13 protein-coding genes and 1 pseudogene are annotated in these 18,007 nt (G+C 71.2%); 5 read left to right on the top strand and 9 right to left on the bottom strand.

All coding sequences use genetic code 11. From position 1 onward, the window contains the following. Positions 1–244: 244 nt before the first annotated feature. Positions 245–1,447 (top strand): IS110 family transposase, encoded by a 1,203-nt coding sequence (locus tag BGP73_RS07645; RefSeq protein ID WP_069812851.1) that lies wholly within the window; start codon positions 245–247, stop codon positions 1,445–1,447. A 23-nt stretch (positions 1,448–1,470) separates the two neighbouring features. On the opposite strand, the pseudogene BGP73_RS22540 reads toward BGP73_RS07645, so the two are convergent. From BGP73_RS22540 to BGP73_RS23020, 8 genes and pseudogenes are all read right to left on the bottom strand, one after another. Next, a pseudogene (locus tag BGP73_RS22540) lies at positions 1,471–1,785 on the bottom strand (transposase); the annotation flags it as partial. Positions 1,786–2,062: 277 nt separating this feature from the next. Further along, positions 2,063–3,313, bottom strand: coding sequence for a daptide-type RiPP biosynthesis aminotransferase (gene mpaD, locus BGP73_RS07635; RefSeq protein ID WP_069812848.1), 1,251 nt, complete (start codon positions 3,311–3,313; stop codon positions 2,063–2,065). A gap of 71 nt (positions 3,314–3,384) precedes the next feature. Continuing rightward, the gene (locus BGP73_RS07630) at positions 3,385–4,140 is read right to left on the bottom strand and encodes an SDR family NAD(P)-dependent oxidoreductase (RefSeq protein WP_069812846.1); all 756 of its coding nucleotides are present in this window, start codon (positions 4,138–4,140) and stop codon (positions 3,385–3,387) included. Next, entirely contained in the window at positions 4,137–5,369 is a 1,233-nt protein-coding gene (locus tag BGP73_RS22535; RefSeq protein WP_107473967.1) for an outer membrane protein assembly factor BamB family protein, read from the bottom strand. The genes BGP73_RS07630 and BGP73_RS22535 overlap by 4 nt, the downstream gene beginning before the upstream one ends. After that, positions 5,366–6,601 (bottom strand): hypothetical protein, encoded by a 1,236-nt coding sequence (locus BGP73_RS23025; protein ID WP_069812842.1) that lies wholly within the window; start codon positions 6,599–6,601, stop codon positions 5,366–5,368. Before BGP73_RS23025 ends, BGP73_RS22535 begins: the two co-directional genes overlap by 4 nt. A 136-nt stretch (positions 6,602–6,737) precedes the next feature. Further along, a complete protein-coding gene (locus tag BGP73_RS07615) occupies positions 6,738–7,412 on the bottom strand; it encodes an O-methyltransferase (protein ID WP_069812840.1) in 675 nt (224 codons plus the stop codon). Further along, on the bottom strand, positions 7,409–9,112 hold the full coding sequence (locus tag BGP73_RS07610; RefSeq protein ID WP_069812838.1) for a M3 family metallopeptidase: 1,704 nt from the start codon (positions 9,110–9,112) through the stop codon (positions 7,409–7,411). Before BGP73_RS07610 ends, BGP73_RS07615 begins: the two co-directional genes overlap by 4 nt. Positions 9,113–9,422: 310 nt before the next feature. Continuing rightward, complete coding sequence (locus tag BGP73_RS23020; RefSeq protein ID WP_170837772.1) at positions 9,423–9,590, bottom strand: hypothetical protein; 168 nt, start codon at positions 9,588–9,590, stop codon at positions 9,423–9,425. 393 nt (positions 9,591–9,983) lie between these two features. Between BGP73_RS23020 and BGP73_RS07605 the strand changes: the two genes are divergently transcribed. From BGP73_RS07605 to BGP73_RS07590, 4 genes are all read left to right on the top strand, one after another. Beyond that, complete coding sequence (locus BGP73_RS07605; RefSeq protein ID WP_170837771.1) at positions 9,984–11,483, top strand: MATE family efflux transporter; 1,500 nt, start codon at positions 9,984–9,986, stop codon at positions 11,481–11,483. After that, positions 11,476–13,452: a M3 family metallopeptidase gene (locus tag BGP73_RS07600; protein ID WP_069812834.1), complete on the top strand. Its 1,977-nt coding sequence runs from the start codon at positions 11,476–11,478 to the stop codon at positions 13,450–13,452. The genes BGP73_RS07605 and BGP73_RS07600 overlap by 8 nt, the downstream gene beginning before the upstream one ends. After that, complete coding sequence (locus tag BGP73_RS07595) at positions 13,443–14,465, top strand: 3-oxoacyl-[acyl-carrier-protein] synthase III C-terminal domain-containing protein (protein ID WP_139134538.1); 1,023 nt, start codon at positions 13,443–13,445, stop codon at positions 14,463–14,465. The genes BGP73_RS07600 and BGP73_RS07595 overlap by 10 nt, the downstream gene beginning before the upstream one ends. A gap of 84 nt (positions 14,466–14,549) precedes the next feature. Beyond that, positions 14,550–15,878 (top strand): lysine N(6)-hydroxylase/L-ornithine N(5)-oxygenase family protein, encoded by a 1,329-nt coding sequence (locus tag BGP73_RS07590; RefSeq protein ID WP_069812830.1) that lies wholly within the window; start codon positions 14,550–14,552, stop codon positions 15,876–15,878. A gap of 85 nt (positions 15,879–15,963) precedes the next feature. Here the strand turns inward: BGP73_RS07590 and BGP73_RS07585 are convergent, their stop codons facing one another. Then, entirely contained in the window at positions 15,964–17,976 is a 2,013-nt protein-coding gene (locus BGP73_RS07585) for a M3 family metallopeptidase (RefSeq protein WP_079127298.1), read from the bottom strand. Between the last annotated feature and the right edge of the window lie 31 nt (positions 17,977–18,007).

Raw genomic sequence — 18,007 nt, 5'->3', positions numbered from 1 at the left:
CCCCCGTTACCTTCTTCGTGGCCTCGCAAGGAGGCTCCCGGCCTTCGGCCCCGGCATGACTTCGCCCCCTCGTCGATGATGATCGAAAAAGTGGTGTCACCGGGATCGAAGGCATTGGCAGACCGCTGATTAGAGGCCTGAGCACCGATCCCGGACGGGGGAGGAAGTCTCTTCGTAACGTGGATGCCGGCACGCTGATGCCGTAGGTGAGGGCCGGGAAGAGCACGAGCACAGGAGCAAGCACGTGACCGCTGACGGCGAGATCGACATCTATCTGGGTCTGGACGTCGGCAAGGGCGAACACCACGCCACGGCACTGGCTCCAGCGGGCAAAAAGGTCTTCGACAAGCGGCTGCCCAACACCGAACCGAAGCTTCGTGAGGTGTTCACCAAGCTCCAGGCCAAACACGGCATTGTTCTGGTGGTGGTCGACCAGCCTGCTTCCATAGGTGCGCTGCCGCTGGCCGTGGCCCGTGACGCGGGCTGCCGCGTCGCCTACCTCCCGGGCCTGACGATGCGGCGCATCGCCGACCTCTACCCGGGTGAGGCCAAGACCGATGCCCGCGACGCACACGTCATCGCGGACGCCGCCCGAGCGATGCCGCACACACTGCGTGCCGTTGAACCGGCCGACGAGACCGTGGCCGAGCTGGAGATGCTCACCGGGTTCGACGACGACCTGGCCACCGAGGCGACGCGGACCAAGAACCGCCTGCGGGGCCTGCTGACACAGATCCATCCACCGCTGGAAAAGGTCGTTGGCCCTCGCCTGGGCCACCCCGCCGTGCTCACCCTGCTCGAACGCTTCGGCTCCCCGGCCCAACTCAGGAAAGCAGGACGACGCAGGCTGGTCACACTGCTGCGGCCGAAGGCGCCGCGGATGGCCGAGCGCCTGGTCGAGGACATCTTCACCGCACTCGACGAACAGAGCGTGATCGTCCCGGGCACCGACGCTGCCGCCCTGATCATCCCCAGTCTCGTCTCCACGCTCGGCTCCGTGCTGGACCAGCGCACACTCCTCGCCTCGAGGATCGAGGAACTTCTGGAGGCTCACCCTCTTTCCGCGGTCCTGACCTCCATGCCCGGCATCGGGGTCAGGACCGCCGCCCGCATCCTCATCGACGTCGGCGACGGCAGCGCCTTTGCCACGGCCGGACACCTGGCCGCCTACGCCGGCCTGGCCCCGGTCACCCGTGCCTCCGGCTCCTCCATCCACGGTGAACACCCCGCCCGACGAGGCAACAAACAGCTCAAACGTGCCTTCTACCTCGCCGCGTTCGCCTCACTCTCACAACCGGAGTCCCGCACCTACTACGACAGGAAACGCCGTGAAGGGAAGCACCACGTCGCAGCCCTGATCGCCCTCGCCCGACGACGCATCGACGTGCTCTTCGCCATGCTCAGAGACGGCACCTTCTATGAACCCCCGGTCACCGCAGCAGCTTGACGAAAGCCATAGAGGCACTTTTTTGCCCGGATGTGGGAGCCATCCACACAGGCCCGTGACCAGTCGAGTTCGCCGGCCGCGTTGAGTTCGGCGAGCAGGATGCGGTGCAGCTGATCGAAGACGCCGGCCTTCTGCCAGCGGTCCAGGCGCCGCCAGCAGGTCTGCCCGGATCCGAAGCCCAGTTCCAGGGGCAGGTGTTGCCAGGCTATGTCGTTGTAGAGGACGTACAGGATGCCCTGAAGGCAGAGCCGGTCCGACACTGGCCGCGGCCCTGGTGACCGCTCTGGCCACGGCGGCAGCAACGGCTCGATCAACACCCACAACTCGTCATCCACGATCCACGGCCGAGTACCCACACCTCACGAAGGGCCGAATCACCTGACCGGTCACGCCCGATCGGGAAAGTTGAACAAGATCGTGTTACGAGCTCTAAGGCCGAACTGATATCGCCCGGGAGCACTTGGGGTTCACCCTCTACCGCAACAATGTGTTTGGTGCTCGACCTCGGCGCCGTTTCGACGAAGCAGCGGGATGTCCCAGGGGGACCGGCACCGGCGGGTAGCGGCCGGCGTCGACGGCGCCGGTCGGTCTCGTCGTCCGAGGGCGGGACCCGGATCAGGTGCCGCGTTTGAGGCCGGCGCGGATGCGGGCGAAGAGCTCGCTCAGGTCCTCCGCCGTGTAGATCAGCGCCGGCAGCAGCTGCACGCAGCTGGGGCCCGGGTGGACGATCGCCCCCTCGGCCCGGATGGCCGCCACCGTGTCGGCGACCTCCTCGTCCGTGAGCTGCCCGCCGGTGGCGGGGTGCCGCAACTCGATCGCGCGGAGGCAGCCGCGCCCGGTCGAGCCGGTGACTTCCGTCATCTCATCGGTCAGAGCCGCGAGTTCGGTGTCCAGCCGGGCGGCGAGGGCCGCGTTGAGCGCGGGCGCGTCGAGTCTGCGCATCTCCTCGATGGTGGCCAGGATCGCGGCGGCGGCCGCCGGCGCCCCGGCCTGGGTCTCGCCGTGGCCGAGGACGGCTCCCGCCTCGATGAACTCGTCGGCGATATGGCGCGCGACGATCACCGCGGAGGCCGCGACCGTGCCGTTGGTCAGGCCCTTGGAGGTGACCAGCAGGTCGGGCTGTTCCGGCCAGCCCTGGCTGACGAAGAACGGGCCGACCCGCCAGAAGCCGCTGGTGACCTCGTCGGCGACGAGGAGGAAGCCGTGTTCGCGGCGGAGCCGCAGGAGCGCGGCGACGAACTCCTCGGAGAGTTCCAACGCGCCGGTACCGATGACCGGTTCGACCACGACGGCGGCGATCCGGCCGCGGTGCCGCTCCAGCAGTTCCGTCAGCTCCGCCGTGGCGTTGGGCCGCACATGGGTGACCAGCCGCCGGTCGATCCCGTAGACCCGGTTGCCGAGGTCGCCGTGGGTGAGGGCGGCCGCCCCGAAGGTGAGGCCGTGCCAGCTGCCCTCCAGCCCGACGATGCCCTTGCGGCTGTGCTCGCCGCGGAGCGCGAAGAAGTGCCGCACGACCTTGGTGACGAGATCGTTGGCCGCCGAGCCGCTGGTGGAGAACAGGACCCGGCCGTAGTGGTCGCGGCCGGCCACTTCGGTGAGGGCCTCGGCGGCCCGCCGCGCGTAGGCGTTCTCGTATCGCCACACGGTCAGGTAGGAGGCGTCGAGCAGCGCCTGGTGCACGGCGCCGGCGATCGCCTCGTTGCCGTAGCCGAGGATGGTGTTCCACAGGCCGCTGGTGCCGCACAGTGCTTCTCGGCCGTCGAGGAAGGTGAGCCGGACGCCCTTGGCCGCGACGGTGCAGTTTTCGTCGCCCTGCCGCTCGATGGGCATCATCAGGGGCCACAGGGTGCTGAGTTCACGTGCCATGGGTTCTCCGTCGCGGGGTGGTGCCCGGAGTCGGGCGGGGAGCGGCTGCGGGGGCGCCGCCGAGGCGGTGGTCAGATGAGGGAGCCGGCGGAGCCGCCGTCGAGCCGGCACATCATGCCGTTGGCCGACGGGCCGAGGTCGGCGAGGTAGGCGACGCTGCGGTAGCAGGCGTCGAAGTCGATGAGGTCGTCGATGACGTACCACGGGTTGGCCTTGCGCAGGAACCGGCGACGGACCTCCGCCGCCTCGACTCCGTGCCGGTCGGCCACCTGTTGGAAGTTCTCGAGTTTCTTCGGGTCGGGCAGCGGCCCCAGCAGCAGGGTCGCGACGCTGACGGCGGCGGGTCGGAACAGGGTGGCCAGGGAGGCCGTCAGCACCCGGAGCGCCGCCTTGCTGGCGGCGTAGCCCGCGGTCTGCGGGGTGGAGTGGTAGATGGAGTCGGAGTTGATCACCACACAGTTGCAGTGCCGGTCGGCGGGCTGTGCGGCGAGGAGACCGTGCAGCAGGCGGTACGGGACCAGCGCGTTGACCCGGAACATGGTCTCCAGCGCGTCGAGTTCCGGCACGGGCTGGCCGCTCATGGCGCCGTAGGTGACGGCGTTGTGGACGATCAGGTCGTACGGCCCGCCGCCGGCCCGTTCGACGAACCGCTCGACCTCAGCGTTGTCCGAGAGGTCGAGGCGGACGTAGTCGAAGGCCGAGGCGTCCTCGACCTCCTCGGCCGGCCGCCGTCCGGTGCCGGTCACCGACCAGCCGTCGGCCGCCAGCCGTCCCGCCAGGGCGGAGCCCAGACTGTGGCTCGCTCCGATCACCAGAGCCCGTTTCATGACCGCTCCTTGTCGTTCTCTTCCGGTCGGAACCGGAAGTGGTACAGCATCCCGGTGTAGGAGCCGCAGTACATGCTGCCGTCGCCCGCCACCACCGGTGTGGTGTCCAGGGCCGGGTCGTGGTCCGCCAGGCCCAGTACCTGGCTGGTCTCCCAGAGGAAGTGACCGTCCTCGCGGCGCAGGCCGACGGCGTTGCCCCGGGCCGAGAGGAACGTGAGGTTGCCGTCCGGCAGCAGGGTGTACGAGGTGTACTCGCGCGGGCCGTAGCCGGGCGCGCCCCAGGCGACGGCGCGGCGGGCCACGTCGATCCCGACGGTCCGACCGTGCTGGGTGCCGGCCACGAGCAGGCCGCCGGCGGCGACCGGGCTGGCGATCACCTTGCCGCCCAAATCCACCTGGCCGAGCGGCTTCCCGGTGTCCAGGTCGAGGAAGAGGCACCGGCCGTCGACGGAACAGACGGCGACCTCGCCCCGGTCGTGCAGCACCACGGGCGAGGACCTGACGGAATGCCCCAGCTCGTGCCGCCAGCGTTCCGAGCCGTCCGGGGCCAGGGCCAGCACATGCTCCGCGCAGGCCACGACGGTGCTCCCGGTGGTGGTCGCCGCCGGGCTGGCGTAGGGGTCCCGGTGGGCGGCGGAGCCGTCCTCGGCGTGCCAGGGCGCGGGCAGCTCGCGGGCGAACCGGCGTTTTCCGGTAGCGAGGTCGAATCCCAGGCAGCGGCTGCCGAACCCGGCCACCACCAGCAGGTCGGCGGCGGGCACCACCGCGGGGGTGGCGTAGACGGGGGTCTCGGCCTCGGCCTGCCAGACCGTGCGGCCCCGCAGGTCGAGGCAGACGATCCGGCCGGCGGTGGTCGCCGCCACCACCCGCTGTCGCCGCCGGTCGGCGACGAGGGAGGCGTAGACCGGCGCACCGAGCGCCGTCTGCCAGTACGTCCTGCTCAACGCGCGGTTGTGGAAGCGGACCAGGCCGTCGTAGGTGCCGACGACCGCGCCGGCCCCGGGCACCGCGACCGGTGATGCGGAGACGGGGACCGGGATGTCGGTGCCGAGCCGCTCGTTGTGGTGGAGCAGTCGGGTGTACCCGCAGACGGCCGGTTCGGTGTCCCAGCGGATCGCGGCGGGCGCCTCCTCGCGCAGCGGCAGCACGGTCTTGAGCGGATCATGTCGGGACGCCGGGGTGGCCGGCTGCCGCCCCGTGTCGGGGACCGCGCTCACGGGCTGCTTCAACGCGGCGTCCCCGAGACGCCGAGCCGGCCGAGCGCGGTCTCGAAGGCGCTGGCCGAGGGGTCCGCCAGGAGACGGGCGCAGCGCAGGCCGCCGGCCAGCACCTCGGCGTTGCCGGGGACCAGGCGCGCGAGGCTCCGGTAGGCGTCGAGCGCGCGCCGGGGCTCGTCGGCCCGTTCCCAGCAGCCGGCGGACTTCAGCAGGTGGTGGCCGACGTAGGGCGGCCCGGCCGCAACGGCCTGGTCGTACAGCTCCGCCGCCTCCAGCGGGCTGCCGAACCGCACGTGGGCCTCGGCCAGTTCGCCGTAGCTGACCGACCAGGCGGGGTCCAGCGCGATGAGGTCCCGGCCCGCCGCGACCGCCGCGTCCCGGTCGCGGGTGACGTACATGTGCTCCTTGAGGGAGGACTCGTGGTACGTCTTCAGCAGGTTCAGCGCATCGGCCCGCCGCTGGCGCCGGACCGTCTCCTCGGCCGCCCGGCGCGCGGCCTCCATGTAGGCGCGGGTCTGCTCCGGCATCCCCTTCGCCGCGGGGAGCATCGCGAGCCCCCGGTACCACGAGGAGACGGCGGCGTCGTCGACCGTCGCGCCGCGCTTGGCGAGGGCGTTGCCGGTGCGCACGCACCAGCGGAAGTCCTCCTCCGAGATCTCCTTCCGCTTCAGGTACCAGACCACGCCCTGCGTGCAGGCGTCGAGCACCCGGGCCACGGGGACGTCACCGGTGCCGGCGGCGGTCCGCATGGCGGTGAAGGCCGTTGCCGAGTCCTCCCCGTCGTCACGGCGGTTGGAGACGACGAAGGTAAGCCAGGCGGCTTCGAACCGGTCCCGGTCGGTGACGGCCAGTTCCGTCGCCTCGGTGAGCACCTCGTGGGCCAGGTCGAGCCGGGCCACACTGGTCAGGGCGGAGGCCAGGTTGATCCGCCGCACGAAGTCCAGTTCGAGGCGGTTGTCCAGCAGTTCGCCGAGCCGGCGCATGGCGGCCGTCGGCCGGTGTGTCAGGCGGGCGAGGTCGGCGTAGGGGATCTGCTCCAGGGCGGCGGTCTCCTGGAGGACCGCGGCTTCGAAGACCTGGGTGAACGGGTAGCCGAAGCGGTCCCAGTCGGCGTTCTCGAACGCCTCCACACAGCCCTGGGAGAAGATGTCCGGTTCGCCGGTGCCCTCGGCTTCGTGGCTGAGGCCGAGCATCGTCCGGTGGAACGCGCTGCGGTGGAAGGGCAGCTTGTCGTGCGCCGTCATCAGTCGCGCCCCCGGACGGGGGTCCGCCGGCCGGCGCACCCCGGGGTGGGGGTCGTGTTCGTTCCGCGCACTCGCTGTTCCTCCAGATCGAATCCCGTGGTCCTGACCGGCCTACCCACCGCGCGTGGGGCTGCGATCACGCCGGTGGTGTCGGCTGCTCGGCCGGCCAGTCCTTGTAACTCACCATCAGCCCGTGGGTGGTCCCGACGAACGCGGAGAACAACCGGTTGCTGCGGGCCGCCGCCCGTACGTACGTGTTGATGGCGACCGCCTCCCGGTCCGGGTCGGCGCCCGGCTCCGACTCGCCGCTGAAATCCAACCCCGGGGCGGTGTCGTCGGCGATGAGCAGGCCCCCGCTGCGCAGCAGCGGGAAGCACAGCTTGAGGTACTGGGGGTAGCTCTTCTTGTCCCCGTCGACGAAGACCATGTCGCAGCTGTCGGGGTCCATCGTGGCCAGGTGGGTGGCGGCGTCGGCGTGCACCACCTCGACCCGGTCGGCGACCCCGGCGCGCTTCAGGTACCCCTCGGCCAGCCGGGCGGACTCGGCATTGGACTCGATGGTGACCAGACGGCCGTCCGGCGGCAGGCCCCGGGCGATGTGGACGGCGGAGTATCCGAAGAGGGTGCCCACCTCCACCACCAGCCGCGGGCGATGCAGCATGGTGATGAGCTGGAGCATCCGCGCGCCGTTGTCGTCGACCTGGATGGCCGGCAGGCGCTTGTCGAGCAGGGCGTCCCGGAGGATCTCGTCCAGGACGCCGTCCCGGGGGCCCAGCATGGAACGGATGTAGTGGTCGGGGCTTCCCGTCATGAGATCGGCTTTCCAAGGAGGTCTCGGTAAGAGGTGAAGATGGACCGGATGTCCGGTGTACCGCTCGGCAGGTCGTAGTCGAAGCAGGCGGCGAACCGCCCCTCGAACTCGGCCGGGTCGAGATCGTCGAGCCGACGCCCGAGGACGGGTGCGAAGGCCTCGGCGCTGGCCGCGGCGCTCCGGGTGTACACGAAGCTGGCCCCCGGGTTGGCGTTGATCATGGGCCAGGAGAAGTAGACGGGGTAGTCCCCCAGCGAGCAGTAGCGGGAGATGTCGAACCGCTCGTCGAGCCGGTCGAACTCGGCCCGCAGCCCGCCCTCCTCGGCGCCGTGCACGCCGAAGTCGAGCGCGGCGGTGACGGCACGTTCGACGTGGGTGCGCTGGTACTCCAGAATCTTGGCCCGCTGGCAGAACTCCATGCCCGCGCGTTCGTCGGCGGACAGGTCGAGGTGGTCCACGAAGTCCGGGTGGTACACCCACCTCTCGTGCCACATGCTGAGGTCCTCGATGCGCTCGAGCGGCAGGTAGTCCAGGCCGGAGACGGTCGGCAGGCGCTTGCTGACCAGCAGGTGGTTGAGGGCGTGACCGGTCTCGTGGAAGAGGCTGTGGACGTTCTGGAAGGTGATGCGGTCGCGGCCGTCAGGCTGCCGGTGGAACCGGCAGGAGACGTAGGCGATGGGGAGCTGGACGATGTCGCCCCAGTCGACTCGGTTCCGGATGCCGCTGGTGGAGTTCGCGGCGCGGTTCCGCCCGGCGTCCCACAGGTCGAAGTTGATGTAGCCGACGACCTGCTCTCCCCGGGACACCACGACGGTCAGCACCTGGGAGCCGTTGTCGGGGAGCTGGCTCATCGTGAGGCCGAAGACACGTTCGGCGACGCGTCGGACGAAGCCCAGGCAGTCCTGGAGGTCGAACAGGGGAACCGGCAGGTCGCCCTGGAGTTTCCGCAGGTAGTGCCCGAAGTGGTCCATGGGGGCGGCGACCTCGCCGACGACCTCTCGGATCTCCGCCTCCAGGGCGCGGTGTTCCTCGATGGCGCCCACCAGGTAGTCGTCGACCAGTCCGCGCGCCGCCTCGACCGACAGGGAGCAGCGGCGCATGGTCTCGTCCAGCGGGGTGGCGAAGCCCCGGTGCCGGCTGTCCTCGCGCCGGACGGCCACCATCCGGTCGGTCGTCTCCAGCAGCGCGCCGAGCCGCTTGTCCCGCAGCGTGGTCATCGCCCCGGCGAGCTTGGCGCGCCGGGAGGCGTCACCGGTGGCGCTGATCACGGAGTACGCGATGGACCGGGCTGAGCCGGACGAGATGTCGAGGCCCAGCCGTCCGAGAAGGGCGAGCTGGTCGCGGTCTCCCGCGCGGGCGATTTCTTTTACATGTTCCTGCAATTTTTCCAGTTCTTCGGCGCGGCCGGGATCAGCCGTGAGTTTCCCGTCGAGATGCGCAACGTAAGCGCGCCGACACTCTTCGAGTTCAGGGTCCTCGCAGTTCAACTGTGCACACAGCGCGCGGAGTCGGCCGTCGAGCACGTCGTTCTTGAAAAAAGCCGTCCGATAAGGCAGGAGAGCCCGATAGTCAACGTGCTGTTCATTCGACTCAAGGTAGAGGAACACGTAGGCGGCGTTGTCGTAGATGGCGGCCAGCTCCACGAATGCGGCCTGCGTCAGGCGGTCCTCGGCGACTATGGCGTCGAGGCGTTCTTTCATATCGTGGAGAATCCGGCGAGTTTCGGCAAGACTGGCCTGGTCAAGGCCGGTGATGGCGTCGAGTTGCATCTGCGCGTCCCTCTGCGGTGGTGCGACCCCTGGTCCCCCGCGGTCGTCACGGAGCCCCGTGTTTCAGCCCGGGGCCAGGGCCTCGGAGGCGACCGGGGCGGCATGCCCGATCCCCGTGGTCGACCCGTGTGGTCCGCCCCGCCGACGGGGCGCGGACTTGGCCTGTGGCGACTCCGCGCCGGCGAGGAGCTCTCTCGACCGGCACGAAGTCGGCACCTGAACGGTGCCCGAAGGCTCAGCCTCAGGCGGCGGAGTCCGAGGGGCTGTTGAGGATCGCGTCCAGCTCGGCGTCGATCTCGTTGTCGAACAGCGCCGTCGTCTCGGCGGAGTTCGCCTCGGCCTCGAAGAAGACCTCGAGGGCGACGGACGGGAAGAAGGCGGGCTTCTTCGCGAGGGTGTAAGACTCCATCTGGGACTCCATTCTCTGGCAACGGCCCCACCACTGGTCTTGAGGTGGGGCCGTACTCGAAATGCTCGATGTTCCTGCCTTCATCTCGGCATGGTTCACCGGGAGATGAATGCGGTCACGGTACAAGCGCCGCTAGGCACCGTCAATACTCCGCAATCCACTGTGCGTTGAGCGGGATGTGCACATCTTCGAGCGGTAGTGAACAGCCCTCGACGCCGGGAGCGGCATATGATGTGCTGGCCCGAGCCCACCCCTGAGAGGTAACTGTGGGCCGTCAATTGCAGAGCCTTTGCCCGGATTGCGCCGCACCCCCCGTCGGTCCGGCGTCCAGCATGAGGCCCGCTGATTCACCAGAAAGGCCCGACCCTTGGCGACCACTGAATGGCCGGCCGGATGAGCGGGGAAGGTGGGGGTGGCGAGCACACCGAACTGACCCGCCGCAACTTCACCAATTTCGCTTTCGTGGTTCTGCTCGCGACGTCGGTCGGCGCGCTGTTCGGCGCGACTGACCTGGCCATGATCGCTCCGCTCGGTGTCGACTACGTGGCAGCCGTCGGACTGGCCGAGCTGATCATGCTGGGCCTGACCGCCTACGCGAGCGGGCTGGTGGTGGTCTTCGCCAACCGGCTGGCGATGGCCGAGGGACGAGGCGGGCTCCACCGGCGGCTGCCGGTGCTCACCGGGGCGTTCCTGCTGTGCTGCGGAGTCGTCCAGCTGATCGCCGTCGCGGTGGCCCTCAGCGCCGAGTGGCTGCTGGAGCTGGCCGGCCAGAACTCCGAGCTGATCCCACCGGCCACGGACTACCTGGCGGCCCGGCTGTTCGGGATCGCCCTGACCGTGGTCTGGGCCTCGCTCGTAGAGGCGCTGCGGATCTGCGGGATGAAGAACCTGCCGGTGCAGATCATGGTGGTCGGGCTGCTCGGCAACGCCGGGCTCAACTACGTGGTACTGCACACCCGTGTGGAGTCCGTGTTCGCCTCGCCGGCCCAGGCGGTGGCGGTCACCACCGTCGTGGCTCAGGCCGCCATGGCCGTCGTAGGGCTGGTGGCCTTCCTGCGGCTCCTCCGACAACGGCGACTCCAGCGGCAGTCGGAGGGCGACGCGGCCCATCCCGAGGACCCGGCCCACCCCGAGGACCCTGCCGAGCACGAAGCCGCGGCGGCGGAGGCGGAGGGCGGAGCCCGCCCCCATCGCGCGGCGCTGCTGGCCGAGTTCCGTTCGATGCTGTGGGTTTCCCAGGGCATCGGGGTCCGCAACTTCAACGACTACATGGGCGCCGTCGTCCCGTTCCTGTTCATCGGCACCCTCGGCCCGCAGACGGTCGCCGCGTCGGTGGTGGGCGCCAAGGTCTACACGCTGTTCTGCCGGGTTCCGCAGGCCTGTGTGGCCGCGGCGTCCGTCTACTACAGCTACGAGGTCGGCCGGGACGCCTCCGCTGGCCGACTGCGCACCCACGGTCGGAAGTTGCTGGCCTACACCGGAGTACCCACCGCGATCGGCACCGTGCTGGTGCTGCTGGCGTCCCCCTGGCTCGTGCAGCTGTTCGGCGGCACCGACGAGTTGGACGTGCGGCTGGCGGTGCTGATGCTCTTCGCCTTCATGCTCACCATGCCCCTCTACGTCTACGAGGCCGTGTACACCACGCTCCTCACCGTCCACCAGCGCGGCACCCTGCTGTCGATGACGTCCACGCTGACGACGTACGGGCTGATGATCCCGCTCGCCTGGTACGCGGTCTTCGTGCTGGAGTCGGCGTTCTGGGCGATCGCGTTGGGCTCGATCGCCGCCACCGTGGTGATGGTCGTCTTCCTGGCCCGTGCGCTGTACCGCGACCACTGGGCCGTCAGCGAAGCCCCGGCCGTCGAGGCAGAGTCTGTGGGCGACCGTGGCTGAGCCACTGGTCGGCGACCGGCAGGCTCCCGGCGATCCCGCGCGCGCCACCGGCCCCGTGGTGGAGCCCGGGCGCGCGGACACCACCGGGGAGGTGGCCGATGCGGATGCCGCCGCCCCGGCGGGCCCGGAGATCCGGATCCCGGAGGGCGTCCGCATCGCCTCGCCGGAGGCGTTCCTCGACGCCCAGCTGGGGCGCCTGCGCGCGGTGCTGGCACACGAGAGGCCGGGACCGGACGCGCTGGTGCGGATCATGTCCCTCTACAACGACGTCAGCTTCGTGGCGCTGTACCTGGGCTCCGTGGCCCCCACGGCCCCGGAGCGGCTGGCCGACCGGCTCGCCGCGTTCACGAGGGACCCCGAACTCCTCGGCCGGCTCTCGGCGTTCGTCACCGCCTTCGGCGGCGACCGGGCCGGTACCGACCCCACCGACATCGAGGAGGCAAGGCAGGAGTACGTCCGGCTGTGCCGGCCCCCCAGCGCGGAGCGGGAGGCGGTCGACACGGCCGTCCGGGAACGACTCGCCGAGGGCCGGGCAGTCCTGGCCGCGCTCGCCGAGGACCAGCGCCACATCCTGGCCGAGTACGGCGCCGGCGCGCTCCGCGCCGATCCGGAGGTCGTCCACAGCGCGCTCGGCCGCCGGCTGGCGGGCCCGGCCCGCGCCCGGCTCGCGGCGCGCTGGCGGGCGTGCCGGGCGGCGCACCTTCCGGAGCTGGTCGGGTCCGTGGACCGGCTGGCCGCCGCCCAGCGCGCCCGGGCGGCTGTCGAGGGCGCGACGGGGGTGCTGGCCGGGAGCGGCACCACCGAGGCGGAGGTGGAACGCCTCCTCGTGGCCAGGACCGCCGTGGCGCGCCGGACCCGTGCCGCGCTCGCGGCCGAGCTGGCGCGGCGACTGGGCGAGCCGGACCCGGGGGCAGTCCACTTCGGCTCCGCCGTCCGCGTGTTGGTGGGTCAACCGCCCGCCATCCGGCTTCCGCTGGCCGGCTGCCTGGACCACCTGTTCTCGGTCGCCGCCGCCACCTTGGGGCTCTCCGTCCGCCGGGTCGACGCGGACTCCGCCGAACCGCCCGAGGGCCGGCCCGGGCCGCCCTCCTGGGGTCCCGGCCCGGCGGGGAACATCGTCCTCGACGTAAGGGACGACGACGGGCCGGTCGGCCGCGTCGAACTCGACCTGTGGCGACGCCCCGGCAAGGCCGATGCCAACCACACCGGGGGGATCCGCAACCGCACCGACTGGCCCGGGCTGAGCCAGCTCCCGGTCTCCTATGTCGCCTGCTCCTTCCCGCCCGCGGCGGCCGAGCAGGGACTGTCGTTCTCCCAGGCGCACACCCTCTTCCACGAGTTCGGCCACGCCCTGAACCATCTGCTGGTCCGGGAACGGCTCCCGCACGCCGCCGGGTTGGAACGGCTGCCGGTGGAGCGCGGCGAGGTCCTTCCGACGTGGTTCGAGAAGTGGGTCTCCCGTCCCGACTTCGGTCGCCGGCTCGGCCTGGACGCGGACGGCCGGCGGGCGCTGCGGACCGCGGCCCGGCTGAAGGAACTGGAGGACCGCTGGGCCGCACCGGAGCGGGCGGTGACCGCGGCGCTCGACTTCGAACTGCACCGCTCCGACGGCGGGCTCGCCGAGGCGTACGAGCGGATCCGGAGCTGGCTGCCAGTGCCGGACTGCGTGTCGTACGAGGACCTCCCGGCGTTCTTCCTCCGGCCCGCGGTGGCGGCCCGGCCGGGCCGGTACTTCCGGTACACCTGGGCGGCGGCCGACAGCGCCAGGCTGTACCTCCCCTACCGCGACCTGGAGTTGACCGAGATCGCCAGCCGCCCGGAGCTGCGGAGCGCGTTCGGCCCGTACTTCGAGACGGGGGGCCCTTCGGTCACACCGGACCTGGCGGCACTGGAGGAGCTCCACGAACCGGGGTCGGCGTCCGCCGGCGACCGACAGACCCGACAGGGAGGCGAGGGCACGTGGCAGTGACGGACTTCGGGATCACGGCGCTGGCGAGCAGTCTGGGCGAGCCCTGTGACGTTCCGTCGTCGGTGCCCCGGTACGGGGTCAGCGCGGACATCGTGGCGGCCATGGGATTCCGCACCTTTCACCGGGCGCCGGCCGGGATCAGCACGACCGACTTCGCGGTGGCGGCGGCCCGGGCGGCGCTGGGGCGGGCCGAGGTCGCGACGGACGAGGTCGATCTCCTCGTGGCGGTCAGCGGCGGTCTGCCGGAGTACCTGCTGTGGGACTTCTCCGCCGCGGTCGCCCGGGACCTGGGCATGCCCGAGGTCCGCACGGTCTCCCTGGGGCAGGGCTGCATGTCCGCGGTGATGTCCTTCGAGAACATCGCCGGTCTCCTCGCCACCCGCGAGGAGGTACGGACAGTGCTGCTCGTCTCCGCCGAACGGGTCTGCGACACCCATCTGAACCGCCTGGGCAACGGTTCCACGGCCGAGAGCGACGGAGCGGTCGCCGCCGTGCTGCGGCGCGGCCACCCGTCGCTGCGGTGGCTGGCCAGCGAGCAGGTGACGGACGCCCGGTACGCGGACTTCTTCCGGCTGGAGTACGGCGGTGCCGCCGCGCCGGTGGCGCCCAAGGGGCGCGGCAACCGTGAGATCGACCCGGCGGTGGCGGTCTTCCAGCACTTCGGCGGGGACGCCGAACGGTTCACCGCCTACGCGGAGTCGACACACACCCGGCTCCTCGAGGCCGTCGACGGGGCGTGCGCCCGGGCCGGTGTTCCCAGGTCCGAGCTGTCCCGGGTGATCCTGCTGCACTCCGACCAGATCACCCTGGCCCGCCAGGCGGTGGTCCTGGGCATCGACCCGGAGCGCACCAACGCCGATCTCGCGGCGCTGTTCGGGCATTTCGGCGGTCTGGATCCGCTGCTCTGCCTGGACTGGTACCTGGATGCCGGCCAACTGGCGGAGGGGGACGTCGTGGCGCTGGCCGGGATGTCCGCCGGGCTGCACTGGTTCTGCACCCTCCTGCGGGTGTGAGGCGGCGTCCGGCAGCACGGCGGGTTCCCGCGCGGCCGGGCGACTCCGCGCCGACGAGGCCAGCGACCTGAACGGGAGAACCACATGTCGTACAGCGTTTCCACCGGGAGCCCATCGTTCCACGACCTCGTCGGGGTGGGCTTCGGCCCGTCCAACCTGGCCCTGGCGATCGCGTTGGCCGAGGAGCACGGCGAGCGCGGGCTGCGCACGGTGTTCCTGGAGCGGAAGGAAGAGTTCGGCTGGCACCGTGGGCTGATGCTGCCGGACGCCACGATGCAGGTGAGCTTCCTGAAGGACCTGGTCACGCTCCGCACGCCGACGAGCCGCTTCGGGTTCCTCTCCTACCTGCGGGAGCGGGACCGGTTGGTCGACTTCATCAACCGCGGCTCCGACTTCCCCAGCCGGGTGGAGTTCCACGACTATCTGGAGTGGGCCGCGGCCCCGTTCGCCGACCAGGTGCGCTATGGCGCGGAGGTCCTCGACGTCCGTCCGGTCCGCTCCGGGGGGCGGGTGACGGCGTGGGACGTGGTCTCGGCCGAGCGGCGGCCTGACGGGGCGGGTACGGACCGTGCCGAGGTGGTGCGCCGCACCCGCAACGTCGTGCTGGCCACCGGCATCACACCGGCGCTGCCCGAGGGCGTCGAGCGCTCCGAACGGGTCTGGCACAGCGAGGAGTTGCTGCCCCGGGTCGCATCATGGCCGGAAGGGGCGGGGACCCGGTTCGCGGTGGTGGGGGCCGGTCAGAGCGCCGCGGAGACGGCTGCCCACCTGCACCAGCGGTTCCCCGACGCCCAGGTGTACGCGGTGATGTCCCGCTACGGGTACAGCCCGGCCGACGACTCCCCGTTCGCCAACCGCGTCTTCGACCCCTCGGCGGTCGACGACTTCTACGATGCTCCGCCCGCCGTGCGGAAGAGGTTCTACGACTACCACGCGAACACCAACTACTCCGTGGTCGATCTCGAGTTGATAGAGGAGCTGTACCGGCGGCACTACGAGGAGAAGGTCACCGGCCGGCGGCGGTTGCACCTGGTCAACCTGTCGGTGGTCGAGGCGGTGAAACCCACCTCGGCCGGTGTCGCCCTGCTGCTCCAGCGGCCGGGCGCCCCGGGGGAACTGGAGGTGGACGTCGTGGTCTTCGCCACCGGCTACCGGCCGATGGACCCGGCCGCCGTCCTCGGGGAGGCCGCAGGGCACTGCGTGTTCGACGACGCGGGACGGGTCCGCATCCGGCGGGACTACCGGGTGGTCACCGCCCCGGACGTCGACGCGGGGGTGTACCTCCAGGGCGGCACCGAGCACACCCACGGGCTGTCCTCGTCGCTGCTGTCCAACGTGGCAGTGCGCTCGGGGGAGATCGCCGCCGCCGTCGCCGCCGGGCCGGTCACCCCGTCTGACGGCTGTACCGCCTGACGGGCCACCCCCCCCGGGCCGCGCCGTACGGGGGCGGTGCCGTGCCGTTCGCGCCCCGGGGCGCCGACCCCGGGGCGCGCGGGAACTACGGCAGTGGGCGCTGGGCGGCGTCCTCGTTCAGCCACCGCCGGTAGGCGTCGAAGGCGTGGCCGCGGCCGAGGAAGGTCCGGATGGACTCCGCCGCCGGGGCGCTCCCGCCCGCGGCCAGCACGGTGTCCCGGTAGGCCCGGCAGCTCTTCGGCGCGGGCAGCCCCTCGGCCTCGAACCGGGTGAAGAGGTCCTTCGCGATCACCTGGGACCACAGGTAGGTGTAGTAGAGCGCCGAGTAGCTGTTGAGGTGCGTGAACGCCAGGTGCAGGTGGACGCCCTCCGGGTAGGGGAACGGCGTGTGGGTCGTCAGCGCCGCGCGCTCGGTCGCCGGCGGATCGATGTCCTCCGGCGCCCCACGGTGCAGTTCCAGGCTGAGGGCGGCGTAGGACAGCTGGCGGGCCACCGCGAGGCCCCTGCCGAACTCCTCGGAGGCGCGGAGCGCGGCGACGGTCTCGGCGGGCAGCGGTTCACCCGTCTCGTGGTGGACGGCGAACCGGGCCAGTGTCTCGGGGTCGAGGGTCCACTCCTCCAGCATCTGTGACGGCGCTTCGACGAAGTCCCGTTCGGTCGTGAGGCCGGAGACGCCGTGCCAGGGCTGGTGGCCGCCGACGACGTGGTGGACGAGGTGCCCGAACTCGTGGAAGAGCGTCCGTACCTGCGAGTGCAGGAGCAGCGCGGGCTCCGCGCCGGGCCGCGGCAGGTTGCACAGCAGCGCGCACTCCGGAACCCGCCGGCCGGCCTTCCCATTGACCATGCGGAACATTCCGGCGTGCGGGAACTTGTCGGCCCGGGGGTGCATGTCGAGGAAGATCCGGCCGAGCAGCCCGCCCGCCTCGTCGAGCACCTCGTACGCCTCGACGTCCGGATGCCACCCGGGGAGGTCGGGGCGGCGCCGGAACGCGATGCCGAACATCTCCTCGGAGAGCGCCATCAGGCCGGTACGCACCCGGGTGTACTCGAAGTAGGGCCGCAGCGCACGGGTGTCGAAGGTGAGCCGCTCCGCCTTCAGCCGGTCCTCCAGATAGCCGACGTCCCAGTGGTGGACGGCGGAGGCGGCCGGGTCCTCGCGGCGTTTGCGGGCCAGCAGTGCGTCGTACTCGTGGGCGACGCGGGGCGCGGCGGCCTCCGTGAGCCGGCTGATGAAGTCGGCGGCGCCGGCCGCGCCGCCGACCATGGTGTCCGCGGTCACGTGGTCCGCCCAGGAGGGGTGGCCGAGGATTCCGGCTAGCTCGTGCCGGAGTTCCAGCATGCGGTGCAGCACCTCGGTGTTGGCCGGGTGGGCCCGTTCCCGGAACAGTCGCCAGAGGGTCTCCCGCGCGGCACCGTCGTGCGCGTAGGTCTGGAACGGCATGAAGTCGGGGAAGTCGGTGGTGATCCGGACCAGGCCGTCGTCGCCCGGCGGGTGTGCCCGGACGTAGTCGGGGGGCAGCCCGTCGAGCGCTTCCGGAGGCAGCAGGGCGACCCGGCTGTCCGCACGTATATTGCGGTCGAACTCCTGCCCGATGGTGACCAGTTCGTCGCGTATCCGGCTGATGCGCGCACGGGTCTCCGGATCCCGGTCCACACCGGACCGCCGGTACTCCTCCAGGGTCCGCCTGAGGTGGTGCCGGGTCGCCGCGTCCTGGTCGGTGACGTCCAGGGCGTTCAGCGCCCGGTAGACGTCCTGGTCCAGACACAACTCGGTGGCGACCCCGGTGAGTTGCCGACTGGCGGCCTCGGCGGCCGCACGCTGCTCGGCGTCCGGATGGGCGGCGGCGACGAGCTGGGCGGTGTCCGCCAGGTTCTCCAGGCAGGCCATCGCCTCGTCGTGGTGGTCGAGGAGCCGCAGCGCCTCCTCGCCGCGGAGGCCCGGGGTGGGTGTGGCGGAGGTCAGCCGGGCGATGTGCTCACGGGCCTCGGCGATCGCGGCGTCCGGCGAGAACCCGGCGGGATCGGCGGCGAGTTCGGCGGCGGGGGAGGGCCCGCCCACGGCTCCGGGGCGTTCCCCCGTGGCGACGTGCTCCTGCATCGGTTGTCCTGGTTCGTTCTCCGGCGGGGTG

Source organism: Streptomyces sp. TP-A0874, from assembly GCF_001748085.1.
GTDB lineage: Bacteria > Actinomycetota > Actinomycetes > Streptomycetales > Streptomycetaceae > Streptomyces.
The sequence above is the reverse complement of the archived record's forward strand: the minus strand, read 5'-3'. Positions and strand labels throughout refer to the sequence as shown.